General features: G+C 64.3%; 9 protein-coding genes and 2 pseudogenes. 2 read left to right on the forward strand and 9 right to left on the reverse strand.

Features of this window, described 5'->3' with window-relative positions:
* Nucleotides 1–19: 19 nt before the first annotated feature.
* The 9 genes and pseudogenes from MC375_RS13160 to MC375_RS13200 all read right to left on the reverse strand — a co-directional run bounded on the left by MC375_RS13160 (nucleotide 20) and on the right by MC375_RS13200 (nucleotide 12,284).
* Complete coding sequence (locus MC375_RS13160; RefSeq protein WP_242103861.1) at nucleotides 20–3,199, reverse strand: efflux RND transporter permease subunit; 3,180 nt, start codon at nucleotides 3,197–3,199, stop codon at nucleotides 20–22.
* Between the two features lie 32 nt (nucleotides 3,200–3,231).
* Nucleotides 3,232–3,408, reverse strand: a pseudogene (locus MC375_RS17820) (heavy metal-binding domain-containing protein); the annotation flags it as partial.
* A gap of 129 nt (nucleotides 3,409–3,537) precedes the next feature.
* Nucleotides 3,538–4,734, reverse strand: a pseudogene (locus MC375_RS13170) (efflux RND transporter periplasmic adaptor subunit); the annotation flags it as partial.
* Nucleotides 4,689–5,975, reverse strand: coding sequence for a TolC family protein (locus MC375_RS13175; protein ID WP_242103862.1), 1,287 nt, complete (start codon nucleotides 5,973–5,975; stop codon nucleotides 4,689–4,691). The pseudogene MC375_RS13170 and the gene MC375_RS13175, both read right to left, overlap by 46 nt.
* 75 nt (nucleotides 5,976–6,050) lie before the next feature.
* Nucleotides 6,051–6,431, reverse strand: coding sequence for a hypothetical protein (locus tag MC375_RS13180; protein ID WP_242103863.1), 381 nt, complete (start codon nucleotides 6,429–6,431; stop codon nucleotides 6,051–6,053).
* A 27-nt stretch (nucleotides 6,432–6,458) separates the two neighbouring features.
* On the reverse strand, nucleotides 6,459–6,734 hold the full coding sequence (locus MC375_RS13185) for a DUF5676 family membrane protein (protein WP_242103864.1): 276 nt from the start codon (nucleotides 6,732–6,734) through the stop codon (nucleotides 6,459–6,461).
* Nucleotides 6,735–6,961: 227 nt separating this feature from the next.
* The gene (locus MC375_RS13190) at nucleotides 6,962–8,797 is read right to left on the reverse strand and encodes a 2Fe-2S iron-sulfur cluster-binding protein (RefSeq protein WP_242103865.1); all 1,836 of its coding nucleotides are present in this window, start codon (nucleotides 8,795–8,797) and stop codon (nucleotides 6,962–6,964) included.
* Nucleotides 8,794–9,486 carry a PepSY domain-containing protein gene (locus MC375_RS13195; protein WP_242103866.1) on the reverse strand — a complete coding sequence of 231 codons (693 nt, stop codon included), beginning with the start codon at nucleotides 9,484–9,486 and terminating at the stop codon, nucleotides 8,794–8,796. Before MC375_RS13195 ends, MC375_RS13190 begins: the two co-directional genes overlap by 4 nt.
* Before the next feature lie 77 nt (nucleotides 9,487–9,563).
* Entirely contained in the window at nucleotides 9,564–12,284 is a 2,721-nt protein-coding gene (locus MC375_RS13200; protein ID WP_242103867.1) for a TonB-dependent receptor, read from the reverse strand.
* A gap of 1,520 nt (nucleotides 12,285–13,804) precedes the next feature.
* On the opposite strand from MC375_RS13200, the gene MC375_RS13205 reads away from it, so the two are divergent.
* Both MC375_RS13205 and MC375_RS13210 read left to right on the forward strand, forming a co-directional pair.
* Nucleotides 13,805–14,008 carry a hypothetical protein gene (locus MC375_RS13205; RefSeq protein WP_242103868.1) on the forward strand — a complete coding sequence of 68 codons (204 nt, stop codon included), beginning with the start codon at nucleotides 13,805–13,807 and terminating at the stop codon, nucleotides 14,006–14,008.
* Between the two features lie 135 nt (nucleotides 14,009–14,143).
* Nucleotides 14,144–16,726 carry a TonB-dependent receptor gene (locus MC375_RS13210; RefSeq protein ID WP_242103869.1) on the forward strand — a complete coding sequence of 861 codons (2,583 nt, stop codon included), beginning with the start codon at nucleotides 14,144–14,146 and terminating at the stop codon, nucleotides 16,724–16,726.
* The last annotated feature ends 35 nt before the right edge of the window (nucleotides 16,727–16,761 follow it).

Consider the following 16,761-nt stretch of genomic DNA (forward strand, 5'->3'; position numbering starts at 1 on the left):
GGCGATCACCGTGCCTGTCTCATGTCGGCAAATCGGTTGAAGCGGCTGGCGCGCGGTCGCGCAACTGACGTGATCGCCTCAGCCGGTGCCGCTGCAGCAGCCGATACGCCGCTGGAATGACCACCATCGACAGCAACGGCGCGCTGAGCATCCCGCCAACCATCGGGGCCGCAATGCGTTGCATGACTTCCGAGCCGGCGCCGCCGTCGATCAGGATCGGAAACAGGCCAGCCAGGATCACGGCGACGGTCATCGCTTTAGGGCGGACCCGTTGTACCGCACCTTCACGGATGGCCACGTCCAGCTCGTATTCGCCGGCATCCGGATTGATGGCGAGTTGCCGTTCCCAGGCGTGGCGCAGGTACAGCTGCATGATGATGCCGAACTCCGCAGCGACGCCAGCAAGGGCAATAAAACCGATCAGCGTGGCTACCGAGACGGCGTGACCCATCGCCCAGATCAACCACAGGCCGCCGACCAGCGCCAACGGCAGGCTGAGCATGATGATTGCGGCCTCCGAGGCGCGCCGGAATACGAGATAGATCAATCCAAAGATGATCGCCAGTGTCGCGGGGACAACGATGCGTAGACGTTCGCTCGCACGCTTGAGGTATTCGAACTGTCCTGACCAACCCACGGCATATCCTGCCGGCATCGGCACTTCGCTGGCGACGGCGTGTTGCAGGTCGGCGACCACCGAGCCGAGATCGCGTCCCGCCACATCGACGTACACGTAGCTGCTCAAACGGGCATTGTCGCTGCGCAGCATGGGCGGGCCTTCGCTGAAGCTGAGATCGGCGACCTGCCCCAAGGTCAGTTGCGCACCACCGGGAGCAACCAACGGCAGTTGCGCCAACGCAGCCGGCGATTCGCGAAGCGCGCGCGGATAACGCACCACCACCGGATACCGCTCGCGGCCTTGAATGGTCTCCGCGACTGGTACACCACCGACCACGGTGGCGATCAGACGCTGTACGTCGGCCTGGCTCAAGCCGTATCGCGCGGCAACATCGGGGCGTACCTTTACATCGAGGTAGCGGCCACCGGTGATGCGTTCGGCCAGCGCCGAACTCACCCCGGGCACGGTGCGCGCCACCTGCTCGATGCGGTCGCCCAATTGCGCCAGTACTGCCGCGTCCGGTCCCGACACCTTGATTCCGATCGGGCTCTTGATGCCGGTGGCGAGCATATCGATGCGATTACGGATCGGCGGAACCCACAGGTTGGTCAGTCCCGGCACCTGCACAGCTCGATCGAGTTCCTGTCTGAGCTTTTCCGGAGTCATGCCGTCCCGCCACTGGCTGCGCGGTTTGAACGTCACCGTGGTCTCGAACATTTCCAGCGGTGCCGGATCGGTGGCCGTCTCAGCGCGCCCTGCCTTGCCGAACACGTGCGCGACTTCGGGCACCGTCTTGATCATGCGGTCGGTCTGCTGGAGTAGCTGCGAAGCCTTGCCGGCCGAGAGCCCCGGCAGCGCGGTGGGCATGTACAGCAACGTGCCCTCCTCCAGCGGCGGCATGAACTCGCTTCCCAGGCGCAGGAACGGAATCAGGCTCAGCAACAACACCATGCCTGCCAGTGCCAGTGTCGTCTTCGGGAATCGAAGCACCGCCTCCAGCGCCGGTCTATACAGGGCGATCAGGGTGCGATTGAGTGGGTTGTCGTTCTCCGAACGGATAGGACCGCGGATCAGGTACCCCATCAGCACCGGAATCAGGGTGATGGACAGGCCTGCCGCCGCGGCCATGGCATAGGTCTTGGTGTACGCCAGCGGCGAGAACAGCCGCCCTTCCTGCGCCTGCAGCGCGAACACCGGCACGAACGAAAGCGTGATCACCAGCAGGCTGACGAACAGCGCCGGACCGACCTCGCTGGCGGACTCGGCGATCAACCGCCAGCGCTCCGCGCCCTCCGAATCGCGGCCGTGCTCCTCGCGGAAGCGCTCGAGGTGCTTGTGCGCGTTCTCGATCATCACCACCGCGGCGTCGACCATGGCGCCGATGGCAATCGCGATGCCGCCCAGCGACAACAGATTCGCGGAAATGCCCTGGTAACGCATCAGAGTAAACGCAGCGAGCATGCCTAGCGGCAGGGTGATCACCGCCACCAGTGCGGAGCGTACGTGCCACAGGAACAGCGCACACACCAGCGCGACCACGAGGAACTCCTCGCCGAGTTTGCGCGTGAGGTTGCGCACGGCTTCGAGAATCAGTTCGGAGCGGTCGTAGGTCGTGACGATCTCGACACCAGCCGGCAAGCTCGCCTTCAATACCTGGAGCTTTGCCTTGACGGCTTCGATCGCAGCCAGTGCGTTCTTGCCCGAGCGCAGGATGATCACCCCTCCGGCGACCTCCCCTTCCCCATCGAGCTCGGCAATGCCGCGGCGCAACGTCGGTCCGCGTTGTACCGTCGCCACGTCCTGCAGCAGCACCGGCACACCATCGGCGCCGGTCGTCACCGGCACGCGCTCGAAATCCTCGCGAGTGCGCAGGTAACCTTCGCTGCGCACCATGACTTCAGCTTCGCCCTGCTCGATCACGGAGCCTCCGGTGGCTCCGTTGGCGGCCTGGATGGCATCCGTGAGCCGGGAAATCGTGATCCCGCGGGCGGCCAGCGCCTGCGGGTCGGGCGTGATCTGCCAGGCCTGCACCATGCCGCCGACGCTGGCCACTTCGGCGACGTCGGGCACGGTCTTGAGGTCGTAGCGCAGGAACCAGTCCTGCAAGGCACGCAGCTGGCCCAGGTCGTGGCGACCGCTGCGATCGACGATCGCGTACTCGTAGATCCAGCCCAAGCCGGTCGCATCGGGTCCGAGCGACGGACTCACCTGCGCCGGCAGACGATCGCGCACCTGGCTGAGGTACTCGAGCACGCGCGAGCGCGCCCAGTACAGGTCGGTGTCGTCATCGAACAACACGTAGACGAACGAATCACCGAAGAACGAAAAGCCGCGCACCGCCTTCACGCCGGGCACCGACAGCATCGTCGTGGTCAACGGATAAGTGACCTGGTCCTCGACGATGCGAGGCGTCTGCCCGGGCCACTCGGTGCGCACGATGACCTGGGTGTCGGACAGATCGGGCAAGGCGTCGAGTGGGACGCTGGACACAGACCAGATGCCCGCGACTGTCAGCGCGACCGCCGCGACCAGCACGAACAGCCGATTGGCGATGGACGCCCGGATGATGCGGGCGATCATGGCTGCGGGTCCGGCGCGCTGGCTTCGACGTCATCGGCGTACCTGGGCACCAGCTGCATGTCCATGTACGGCGATTTGCCCGGCTTGTCGAAATGCTTTTCCGGTTTCATCGGGTCGTACCAGTACAGCACCTTGCGATCGCCCGGCTTCGGCGGTGCGGCGTGCGATGCGTGGTCCCGGGGCGTTGTGGCTTGCGACTGCTGGCCCATGTCCATGCCCGCCGGCATGCCGTCGCCCGGGTCTGCAGCTTCCTCATGGGCAGCGCCCGAGAATCCAGCGGCGTCTGCGCCCAGGCGCTCCAGCGCACCCGAGAGATTCGCTTCCGAATCGATCAGGAACTGGCCCGACGCCACGACCCGTTCACCCCCCGTCAGCCCGTCGAGTATCTCGGTCATGCCACCGCTGCTGCGACCGGTCCGCACGACCACGGGGCGGAATCGGTCATCGTCGCCGAGCACGATCACGCGCACCGGCCCAGCACCACCGATCAGCGCATCCGACGGCACCAGCGGATGCTCGATGCCTGCATTGGGCTGAAGCGTGATCTGCGCGAACATTCCCGGGACAAGCATTCCTTCCGGGTTGTCCAGCACGATGCGCGCGCGTTGGGTGCGGCTTTCCGGGTCCACCAGCGGGAGCAAGGTCTCCACGCGGCCATGGAAGACTTCCCCGGGCACCGCATCGACGACGGCTTCCACCCGCGTGCCGGCTGCGATGCCGGTGATGCTCGCCTGCGGGATCGCTGCCTCGAGCCACACGGTACTGATGCCGTTGACGCGGAACATCAGCGTTCCCATCGGCGCGGACTGGCCTTCGCGCACGCCGATCTCGCTGACTACGCCGGAGATCGGAGAAGCCAACGTGATATGTCCGCCGCTTCCCGCACTGGCGCCCGCAGGCAATCCCAGTGCGCGCAGTCGCTGGCGGGAAGCGGACTGCAATGCCCGCGCCGAGGACGAGCGTGCCTGACCCAACGCATGCGTTTCTGCGATGGCCGTGCCCCAGGCCGGCGCGATCACGCTCGCCAGGGGTTGTCCGGCTCGCACCTGCTCGAACGGTGCCCGAACGTGCAGGCGTTCGACGATGGAATCGACCCGCGCACTGACGATGCGTTCCTGGCGCAGGTCCCAGCCGATGGTTCCGGTTACGCGCACGGTGGTCCCGAGGCGTCCGCGTTTCACCACGATCGTGCGCATGCCGAGGTTCTGGCGCACTCCAGGAGCGATCGAGATGCCGCTTTCGCTCGCGTCATCCGCATACTTGGGCAGCAGCTGCATGTCCATGTAGGGCGACTTGCCCGGTTTGTCGAAGCGCTGCTCCGGCTTCATCGGGTCGTACCAGTACAGCACTTCACGATCGGTGGCTCCACCGCTCGCTGTGGCCGTGGCCGACAGATCGTCTGGCGAATGTCCCCACCAGTACCCCGCAGCGACGGAAACGACGATTGCAATGGATGCGGCAGCAATCGCGACAAGCCGCGTGCGCGCGGTCATGGCTGGTTCTCCGCGGGCAGAAGAAAGGCCAAAGCTGCCCATGCCCGACCGAGTTGGCCGAGATATCCGACATGCGACAGGTGTGCGTCGAGTTCATCGCGCCGTGCGTAGAGCCACGGCTGCAGCTCGCCGCCGCCGCGGTAGGCTGCAAGCGCTGTGGTACTGCGATCGCTGGCCAATGGCAGCAGCGAACCTTCGTACAACCCGACTTGACGCTTCAGTCCCTGCCAACGGGCGATGCCAGCACGAATGCGCGCGGTCTCCTGGCGGCGCATATCTTCGCGCCTGGCCAATGCGGCCTGGTAGTCGGCTTCGCGTGCAGCAATGCCGCGATCCTGCCGGTTTCGCGGGAACAGCGGTAGCCCGACGCCGACCTCCAGCATGATCATGTCGCTGCGCCCGCCCGTACGTTGGCCGTAGGAAGCCGCGATGCTCCAGTCCGGACGCTTCTCTGCCCTGGCGGCATCGATTGCGGCCGCGGTCGTTTCCACTTGCGCCGTCAGGGGCAAGAGCGCGCCGGTCCGATCGACCGATGCCAGCAATTGCGTCGCTGCAATGGGCAGGGACGCAAAATCGGGTGGATCAACGGCTTCCACCTCCGCTTCTCCCAACCAACGCGCCAATGCCGCCTGCGCCACCGAGTGAGTGGCGCGGGCGGCTTCGAGGCGGTTGTCGAGCTCCAACATCGCCGCTTCGGTTGCCAAGGAATCGCTGACCGACTCGCCGCCACCGGCAACCCGCGCCCTGGAAACCTTGGCTGCCAGCGCGGCCTGGTCACGCAACCGTTGCAGAGCGTCGAGTTCGCGCTGCGCGGTCCACAGGTCGATCCACGCCTCCGCCGCCGTCCGTCGCACAGCCAGCTGTTCGGCAGAATCCTGGGCTCGTGCCTCGTCGACGCTGCGATCAGCTAGCACGCGCTCGGCCTGACGCCTGGCCCGCGCCGGGAGTTCCTGGCGCAGGCCGATCCTTTTCATCGTCATGTCCTCGGCGCTGAAATCGAACGCGTCCGGGCCGGTCGCCGGCCAGTTATCGATGCCGACGGTCAGCATCGGATCCGGCAAGGCGCCGGCGCTGGCGTTTTCCTCCTGCGCCGAGACGATGCCGGCACGACGCGCTTCGAGCATCGGGGCGCGCTCGATCGCGAGCTGCGTCGCTTCCTGCAAAGTCAAAGGAATGGCTGCCGATGTGAGCGGCGGCGCGGCGATCAAACCAGCTGATACGCATGCCATCGCCAGGCGAGCGACCACGCTCGACCGCGACCGGCTTTGAGAACGGAAACTCATGACGAACTCCGAATGACGGTAGCGAACGCGCGCGGCGTATCGCCGGCGCGGTCCTGGAAAATGTCGTTCGGAGGTCTAGATCAACAGGCTGCAGAATCGCAGCCGCGGTGGTGGATCCGAGGGCGCATGGGGCACCTCGGCCTGTACGGTGACATGCGAGATCGGCTGCGCCAGAACAAGCGCGTGCGTCAGCGGCGCCAGCGCCAAGGCCGGCACGACAGGCGAAGCGTGGTCGGCTGGGACCAAAACGTCGGGCGCGCAATGCTTCTGGCACAGCGCCGGATTGTCCTGGGCCTGCGCCATGCCCATTTCCGCGCAATGCTGGGCCATGGCGGAGGTTTCGGCGGGCATCTGCTGCAGCGGGCACAGATACGCAGCCAGCGCCGCCTGCTGGAACAGCAGGCAGAAGACCATCGCCAAGGCGACCTTGAAGCGCTGGCGGGCACGCCGGTTCATGAAGGCGATGCTACTCCTGGTCAGAGCTCAGCGGGGTGCAAGCCAGCGGCGCGCGAACCCATAGACCAGGCCCGCAATGAAGGCATATCCGGAGATCAGCAGCAGTCCCAGCAGGGCCCGGCCGATGTCGAGTGGCGGCGGATTGGTGGTCAGCGGTTCGAGATTGAGGCCGTGTACCCATGTCGAAAAGACCGCGAGCACCACGCCTGGTGCCAGCAGCATCAGCAGGAAGCAGGCGAGATAGAGGACCGCAACGGTCAGCGCGAACGCCGCGCCGGTGCGAAGGGGTGTGAGCTGTGGCATGTCGATCCTCCTGCGCACGAAGCCCGGAGTGCGTCCGTAAACCTAGTACCGCGGCATACTGTGTAACAGCTGATCCACTTACTGCTTTGATCAGGATCAAACAGGCGGCACAAACCGGGGAATTCGTCGCTGGCCCCGCCGGGGCACGCCGTCATGCGTCCACTCCTCCACAAGCCCAGATCGTCCGGAGAACAAGCAACGCCCGACTCCGGAGTTCTTCCCAGGCTTCAAATCTTGAAGTCGTCGAAAGCGATCCGGTCATTCGCAACTCCCAGGGCCGCGAGCATCTTCCGGGTCGCGGCCAGCATGCCCGGTGGTCCGCAGACATAGAACTCGCAGGCCTGCAGATCCGGATGTGAGCGCAGCAGCGTGTCGTGCGCGGCCTCATGCACCAGACCACGCATCAGCGCCCCACCCCGCTCTGCTTCTTCCGACAGGACCAGGTGCCAGCTGAAGTTGGTGTGGCGTTGGGCGAGGTGCTCCATCTCGACCAGGTACGGGGCTTCGCGCAGATTGCGTGCGCCATACCAGTAGTGAATGCGCTCGTGCGCGCCTGTGTCGAGCAATGCGTGGATCATCGCTCGGAGCGGCGCCATGCCAGCGCCGCCGCCGATGAAAACCTTCTCCGCGTCGCCCGGCTTCAATGCGAACTCGCCAAAGGGGCCACTGAAGCGGATCCGATCGCCAGTCTTTCGCGAGTACAGGTAGGACGATCCCTTGCCAGGCGGCTGCCGCTTGCTGTGCTGGCGCCCCGGACTGAAACGGGTGAGCAGCGTGATCCGCCCATCCGCCTGCTCCATCGGCATCGCCAGCGAGTACGACCGCCGGACAGCCTCCTTGGAACCGAAACGTTGCGGAAGATCGAGCGCCTGCCAGTCCTTCCGATGATGCTCCGGATGGTCCAGGTCTTGCCGGCTCAGGTCGAAGGACGGGACATGCACCTGGACATAGCAACCCGGCCGGAAACCTTCGACAGGCGCCGCATCCGGCTTGATGACGAACTCGCGCAGAAAGGGAGTGAGCGCGGTCACCCGCTCCACCGTACCCGATTGCTCCGCCCACAGTGCCGCGCCGCCCGGTACATCGATCTGCATGTCCTCGCGGACCTGCAGATTGCAGGCCAGGCGATAGCCCTGTTTGAGTCTCGAGGCATCCACATGGGCGCGATCCGCGCTGGTCGGTGCCGGCGCATGTCCACGGAACCGCACCTGGCACAGCCCACAACTCTGTCCCCCTCCGCAATTGGACGGCAGATGCAATCCGTGGCGCCCCAGCGCAACGAAAACACTGTCGCCCGCCGCAGCCGACACCGAGCGCAAGCGGGTACCGTCGGGTGCATACACGCCGACTTCGCGCATCGGTCGCCAAGGGGCGGGCACGAATTCGTTCCAGTGGAAGCTGGCGAACAGCAACCATAATCCGGTCAGCGCCATCCAGACGCCGCCTACTGCCATCGTGATCACCAGCGGATTGTTGAAGTTCTTTCGGCCGGTGTAATCCATGATGTGCAGCATCCAGACCACATCGAACAGCCGCCATGCGTCGTTACGGCGTTCCAGGATGCGACCGTCCTGCGCCGAGATATACAACGTGGTCGCCTGCTCGTCGGCAAACGGCACCCGCCACGCCGGCCCGGCATGTTCCCGGGTTTCCAGATCCGGCTCGGGCATCAGTTCCGGTTGTCCAGGGCGTCCCGGACCGACGTAGTCCCGCGCCGCGATCGCCAGCGACACAGGTGCCGATACCGACACCGGGCGCCCGGTCAGGGCGTCGACCAGCCAGATGGCGGTTTCGCCCTGCAGACGGTAGACCGGTCGTCGGTCCAGCCATGCGCTTTCGATGTTGTGCACGGGCGCCGATGCCGAGGCAAGCACGCTGGCCGTGGACACCGCGTCGGCAGGCCATGCCGGCGGTGGTGCAGCATCGCCGTTCCGGAAGGTATCGCCCTGCACCGTCTCGTGATCGAGCAGGCTCATGACCAGGCCGCTGCCGACCCAGATCACGAACTGCAGGGCGATCAGCAACCCGACCCACTTGTGCAGCTTGCGCAGCCACGGCGTCATGCAGGCCTCCGTTTGCTGAAGCTGTAGAACAGCAACCAGACGCCGCTGAGCGCGAACAGCAAGCCGACCGCGGCCGATACACGCAACAGCGTGTTGTTGACATCGGTGCGTGCTTCGTAATCCATGATGTGGAACATCCACAGGAAGTCGAACCAGCGCCACAGGCTGTGGCGTTTGGCCAACAACTCACCGGTCTCAGGGGAGAGATACAGCGTGGTCTCGCCCCGGTCCGCGAACCGGACCTGCCACAGCGGCACCGGGCGAGTCGCGACCTCCTGCGGCGCCTGCCTGAGCAGCGACATCGATTGCACCGGTGCCTTGCCCTGGTACAGCGCCAGCGCTGCCTGCCGGATGCTGGCTTCCGGTAGTGGGTTGAGCGGTTTTCCGCTCACGGCATCGACCAGGGCAATGCCGCCCCGGTGATGAACCTCATAGACCGGCTGCGACAGGAATCGCTTGAGACGGAAATGCCGGACCCCGTCAAAGCGTTCCTTGAGTTCGCCGGGCGTGACGCGGATCTGGCCTGGTGCGAGCGGCTCCTCTTCGACATGCGCCAGGTGATCGCCATGGATCACGTCGATCGAGATGCTGGTCATGTACAGACCGCTGCACATCCACAGCAGCGCCTGCACGCCAATCACCAGTCCGATCCATTTGTGGGCCTTGCGCGCCCAGAACGCGGGTTTCATTGCCGGATACTCCTGCGAGGGATCACCACTGCCGGAAGACGTCCCGGCACATCGCCGGGACGTTGCTTGCTCATGCCCTACCAGCGATAGGTGAGCTTGACGTTCCAGCGGCGACCCAGCAGGTCGTAGGTCATCGTGTCGGTGTTGGCATCGGTCCAGCTCTGGATGAACGGCGCTTGTTTGTCCCACAGATTGTCGACACCGACCGCGATTTCAGCCTGTTCGCCGAAGGCGTACTTCGCCTGCGCATTGTGATAAGTCAGGCTGGGCGCATGGTCGCCGATGTCGCCCTCGGCCGCATTGATGTCGTCGGCGCGGCCGATGTACTGGACGCTGTAGGTGCCCGACCACGGGCCACGTTCGGTGGTCAACGACGCGAAAGATCGCCACTGCGCATAGCTGCCCCGCCCGCCGGTGATCTTGCCGGCGTATTGGATCTCGTCGGCGCCGTCGAACGGACGCACGTCGTAGTTGTTGAGATAGGACACATCCCAGGCCAGCGTGTTTCTCCAGTCGGCCAGGCCGAACTCGTACAACACGCCCAGATCCACGCCCGAGACGCGCTCGGTTGCCGCATTGACCGGCTGCGAGGACAGGAAATCGACTTCGCCGGTCAGAGGATTGCGGGTAAACGTCTCGCTGCTGCAGAACTCGTGCGCCAGCCCCGGCGTGTCGTAGCACACCGACAGCTTGGTCGAGCCGTCGATGCGCTGGATGGCGTTGTCGATGTCGATCTTGAAGTAGTCCAGCGTAAGCGTCAGGCCGGACACGAACTCGGGCGTCCAGACCGCACCGATGGTCAGCGTCCTTGCGTCCTCCGGCTCGAGGTCGGGATTGCCGCCGACCGTGGTCAGGATCGTGTTGCCGAGCTGGACATAGCCGACCGGCACCCCGGAGGCCTGGCAGTTCTGGTAAATCACCGAGGTGGAAGGCTGGCTGCTCCAGCCGCTGCACGGGTCGGTCGTCGTCAGGTTGCCCTCGGCGACCCCACCGAAGAGCTCCGGGATGTTCGGGATGCGAAAGGCAGTGGCGTAGTTGGCGCGGATCTTCAACGAAGGCACGACCTGCCAGTCCAGGCCGATCTTGTAGTTGGTGTCGCTGCCGAACAGGTCGTAATCCGAATAGCGCCCCGCGGCGTTCAAAGTGAGCGACTGGGCCAGGAAGGTGTCGGCGAGCAGCGGTACCGCGAACTCGACAAAGGCTTCCTTGGCCAGGTACTCACCCGCGATCGGGTCCTGCTGATTGGTATTGGCGATGCTCGCGACCGTCAGGGGGTCCGGATCGCGCCAGCCCTCCTCCTTGCGCACCTCGATCCCGGTGGCCATGCCCACCGGGCCGGCCGGCAGTTCGAACAGGTCTCCGCTCAGGTTCGCGGTGAAGCTTTCCTGCGAGTTGCCGCCCGTGTCGCGACTGGTGAACATGATGTAGTCCAGGACTGCCTGACTGACATCGCCGTAACCGAGATAGTCGGCGCACGGAATCGCCGCGCCCGACGCGTTGCTGCAGACCGACGTGTCCAACGTCTGTTCGACCCGGTCTAGGTTGGCCACGTTAGTGGAACCGTCGATGCCCGTGTTGCGACCCACGTTGAAGGCGACGTTCCAGTCCCAGTTCATGCCGAGCCGGCCGTTGAGCCCCAGCACCAGACGCGAGGTATCCGTTTCCTGGTAGAACTCGCGCACGCCGCCCTCCAGCAGCCGGCGGCGTTGCAGCAGCAAGTCCTCGCCCGTGGGATTGGTCGGGTGATCGGCCGAGATCAGGATCGGGCGATAGATGCCCAGTGTCCCCGGCGTCGCGATCTGGTCGGATTCGCGGTGCGTGTACATCAGCTCGGCGAACGCCGACACGTTCTCGCTCACGTTGAGGTTGCCGAACGCGTTGAAGCTCACCCGCTTGATCGGATTGACCGCATTGAGGTACGGATTGGAGTTGAAGTTGTGCCTGGCCGATGAGTACGGCTCGTAGAAATCGCCATCCCCATTGGGGTCCTGGTTGAAATTGATGGAGGTGCCATCGGGCAGCACGGCACGTCCGCCGATCGTGGAGGAGCTGCCGAAACAAACCAGCTCGCCCTCACTCTCACCGAGCCCGCATGCCGCCCGGTCGGCCATGTTGACGGTGCCGGTTTCCGAATAGCTGATGCCGGCCATCAGGGATCCGGCCTCCCCGGTCGTGCCCCAGGTCAGGTCGGCGGACTTCTCCTCGCCATCGCCTTCGAACGTTTGGCCGTAGCGCACCGAAGCTTCGACCCCGTCGAAGTTGCGCTTGGTGATGAGGTTGACCACGCCGGCGACCGCATCGGCGCCGTAGATGGCGGAGGCACCGTCCTTCAGGACCTCGATGCGCTCGACCATGGCGATCGGGATGATGTTGAGGTCGACTGAACTGTTGGCCCCGGTGCCGCCATTGACCACGCGGCGCCCGTTGAGCAGGACCAGGGTGCGGTTGATGCCCAGGCCGCGCAGGTTGACCTGGGTCGTGCCATAACCGTTTTCGGCCCAGTAGGCATTCGTCTGGTTGCCCGCGAAGCCGGCCGAGGCCGGGATCCGCTGCAGCAGCGTCTCGACCGAGGTCGCTCCGGACCGTTCGATGGTTTCCCTGTCGATGACCGTGACCGGGCCGACGCCGGAAATCGCGGCGCGTTTGATATGGCTGCCGGTGACGGTGATCGTCCCCAGTTCGGTTGGTTCGGACGGGGCCGGCGACTCCGGTGTGGTTTGGGCGTTGGCGCCCGAGTTCAGCCCGACCAGCAACAAGGCGCTGATGGCGGACGCAAGCGGATGGCGTGTAGTGGACATGCGAATACCCCGGAGAGCGTGAAATCGATGACGGCGGCCGCCGGGGCGGAGTGAGCCAGGCCCGGGCAGACGGCAAGAAAGGACGCAGTAGCGCGTCCGCGCGTCAGATCACGCGATCGGAGGTCGGAAGACCGAAGTTCGAGGGCCGGGGTCGGCAGATTCCCAGGCGGCCCGGGCGGGGACCGTCGAGAGCAGATGGCGGGCGGCAAACTCCACCCTGACATCGATCAACTTGACCGAGAAGGCGCATGGGCATGTGCAGGCGCCGGTCGACCCGCAATCGCAGCCGTCATGTCCGGAACGACTTTCGCTCCCAGGCGGCTGCGCGTCGGATGCACACCCTGCTTTTCCACCAGACGCCGGGTCATCCCCCGCGGACGTTGCCTGCTGGCTTATGTCCTGAAGCAGCTCGGCAGCCATCGCGGCACCGGCCCAGACGGGCGCCACGGTGTTGACCAGTACGGCCAACACCAGACACCACCGCCACAGAAACCGGGGTTTGCGCTTCATCATCGCTTGGGGGAGCGGTCCTTCAGGGGACCAGCCGAGTTAACACGCGCGTGAAGATGGTGTCAACTCGCGATGATGCCGCTGATCGCCGGCGATGTCGGTTGTTCTCGTCATTTGCGGCGAGGAGCCGCGACGAGCCGCCAGGGTTTCGCGTGCCTCTCCTCCGCTTGGAAGCGTCATGCGCCCTTCCAGAGCCAGCAAGTTCTAGCGGAGCTTGGCCTTGGCCTCTCAGCTCGGCTAAAGCGGGCGCCGCCAATTGCGATGCAAGCGGCGGCCGGTGAGTTAGCTATGCAAATTCCAGCATCGCCAGGGATTCGGCAGTTGCTCTGCTCTGCCGCCGTGGGCTACGAGGATTCGTGGCTCTGATTTCTGACCCCTCCGGCCCCTCCTCTTCGTCCCTCCCCTATGACACTTTGGCGCTAAAACATCAGACCTTTGTTCCATTGGAACGATACAAGACGCATTAAAGAGCGCATTGAACGCCATAATATGGCAGTTACGAAATATGAATGGGCATCAATGGTGATAATTCGGCCCCGTTTACCACGATTATTGGTCAGACCATTGACACGCTAGTTTAGATCGATCCAAACTCGATCCAGGTGGTGCATTTCGGTCGCCACGGCGGATGCGGAGCATGGAAAAAGTGTGTTCGCAATGGTCGGTCCAGCCGCAACGGGTTTGCGGGTGAACGGCACTCCCCTCCCGCGGGGAGTAGGCGGTGTGGGGAATGGCCCGACCCGCGAATCCCACCCCACACCCCCGGGGGGCAAGAAAAAGAACCCCCGGTTTGGGGGGGGGTGCCCGGCGCCGCCCCCCCCCCCCCCACCAACCTGCCGCGGGCGGCAATTCCTGAGCCCCGCGACCACTGCGGGTTTGCCGACCCGCGCCTGATCAATGATTTCGAAGCCGTGGCCACAGCGGCTGCCCTCCCCCTCGACAAGGCCCGCTCGAACCGCCGCGACGAACGCGGGTCGGCGGCGACACGCTTGAACGCGCAACCACCCGGAATGTCCCGCGGCTTGCTCAACAGCGTGGCCGGCGACATGACGCCGCCCCATATCCCGCGGAGCGACATCCAGCCGCAGAACCGCGACTTCGTCGCGCTCCACCTCGACACGCAACCGGTGCGTGCGCCGCTGGAGCGCATTCCCGCGCCTCTGCTCGAACACGGATTGCCTAGGGCCGGCGCAGCACACGGGTATCCGGACTAGGGAAAGAGTTTTTGCGACTGCAATACATGGACACGGAGGGGCGCGTCCGGCGCTGGGGGTGGAACTCATGGAGCAACAACGGCTCGGCAACAACACAACCACCGCAGCAACCAACAGATCGATCGGGAGAGTGGCATGAAGTACCGCAAGTCCGCATTATCGGTGGCCATCGTCGCCTGCATCTCGTTCAGCGCCCACGCACAGGATGCCGGCCAGGAGCCCAGCTCAGACGATCAGGCCACCCAGTTGGATACCGTCACCGTTACCGGGTATCGCGTTTCCCTGGAAAAGAGCCAGGCGGTCAAGCGCACGGCCAATGCCATCGTCGACGCGATCAGCGCCGAAGACATCGGCAAGTTCCCTGACACCAATGCTGCCGAATCGCTGTCGCACCTGCCTGGCGTTACGGTCGACCGCCAGTTCGGCGAAGGCGAGAAAGTCAGCATCAACGGTACCGACCCGGCGCTCAACCGGGTGCTGGTCAACGGACAAACCATCGCCTCCGGCGACTGGGGCGGCAATCCCACCGATACCAGCGGCCGTACCTTCAACTACACCCTGCTCTCGCCGGAAATCATCGGCCTGATGGAGGTGTACAAGACGCCCGAAGCCCGCATCGATGAAGGCTCGATCGGTGGCACCGTGATCGTGCACACCCGCAAGCCGCTGGAGCTGCCCAAGAACACCGTCCGCGGTTCGGTCGGCTACAACTACAACGACCGCTCGGAAGACGGCAATCCGCGTGGATCGGTGCTGTGGAGCTGGAAGAACGACGCCGAGGACTTCGGCTTCCTGGTGTCCGCGACCCACGACAAGCAGAGCATTTCTCGCGCCGGCATCGAGTATTGGGGCTACGTCACCGGATTGCCTGCAACCGCCACGATCACCGGCGAAGGCGATCCCGCAGCAGCCAAGCTGCCGGTCGGCATCAGCAGTTCCTACTTCCAGCAGGATCGCGAACGCGACGGCCTGCAGACCGCGTTGCAGTGGAAGCCCAATGATCGCAACGAGTTCAACCTGACCGGCATCTATGTCAAGGGCAAGTACGACAACTTCAGCCAGGCGCGCTACGTCTGCCCGGCCTGCAGCCTGAGCCAGATCACCAGTGCCACCATCGAAGACGGCTACGTGATCGCCGCCGATGTCGACGGCGACGCCTATGCACAGCACGATTTCAACCTGCGCAAGAGCGAAGTCGAGACCAAGAGCCTGAACCTGCGCCACGACTTCTACGGCGACAACTGGGTGTTCACCACCCAGGCGGGCACGACCAGCGCCAAGGGCGGCAAGGATCCCGAGTACCTGATGAAGACGCTGCTGCTCGGCGGCGGATTCGACTTCGAGTACGACGCCAAGCACACCATCGTCAACTACGACAACAACGATGCTTCCAACTGGGGGCTGATCCCGGGTGTAACAAACGAGCAGTACGGCGGCAAGTATTACGAGACCAGCCGCGACAAGGAACGCTACTTCCAGTTCGATGCCGCGAAAGACGTGGCATGGGGTCCCATCAACAAGATCCAGATGGGCTACAAGTACACCAACCACGACAACAGCGTGTCTTCGCGCGGTAACGCGGTGTTTGTGACCTCACCCCTCAACCTCACCGAGATTGCCGGCGGTATGTCGCCGGGCGGGCTCTACGACGGCCTGGGAGCCAGCGGAGACTTGACGGATTGGACGACGGCCGATCTGGCCAAGGCAATCGCCTACTTCAATTCGCTCCCGGAAGGTGCTTTCAACTACAACTACGGCCCTTCGTTCTCGGTCAAGGAAATCACCACCGCGCTGTATGCCCAGGCGAACTTCGAGTCGGGCAAGTGGCGCGGCAACCTGGGCGTACGCTATGTCGACACGTCGGACAAGTCGTTGTACTGGGTCAGTAACGGCTCGGGCGGCTACGATCAGGCGCTGGCCAATCGCAGCTACTACAAGCCGCTGCCCAGCTTCAATCTGGCTTACGAGCTGAACGACGACATGGTGGCGCGCTTCTCCGCCGCCAAGGTGATGGCCCGCCCGCGCTACGGCCAATTGGCCGGGACTCTGGACCTCAACGACCAGAACTTCACCGGCGGCGGCGGCAACGTCGACCTGAAACCCTACGAGGCCACCAACTACGACCTGGCGTTCGAGTGGTACTTCGCCCCGAGCAGCATGCTCGCCGCGGAGGTGTTCCGTCGCGACATCACCAACTACGTCGTGACCAACACCACGGAACAGCAGTTGACCAATCCGATCTCCGGCGTGTCGGGCGTCTATTCCATCAGCCGTCCGATCAACGTCGCCGATGCCACTGCCACCGGCGTTGCGCTGATCTACCAACAAGCGTTCGACAACGGTTTTGGCATCAATGCCAACTACACGTATACCGATACCAGCACCAGCACCGATCTGTTCCTGCCTTACGTCTCGAAGAACGCCTATACGCTGACGCCGTACTTCGAAAAAGGTCCATTCAACGTGCGGCTTAACTACAGCTATCGTTCGGAGTACTTCAACCAGATCGGACGCCAGCAATCCACCGTGTTCGCTGATGCATACAAGCAGCTCGACCTGATCGCCGGCTACCAGATCAACGATCTGCTTGGGGTTACCTTCAGCGCCACCAACCTGCTCGACGAAACCTACTACTGGTACGACACCCAGAAGCGCACCCCGCTCGGCCTGTACAAGAGCGGACGCAACTACCAGGTGGCGCTCACCTTCAAGTTCTGATGTGGTATTGGCGGGCCATCGCTCCCTCCCCGATG

Origin of the sequence: Lysobacter sp. M2-1 (genome assembly GCF_022662495.1) — a bacterium.
In the GTDB taxonomy this organism is placed as follows: Bacteria; Pseudomonadota; Gammaproteobacteria; order Xanthomonadales; family Xanthomonadaceae; genus JAKPBU01.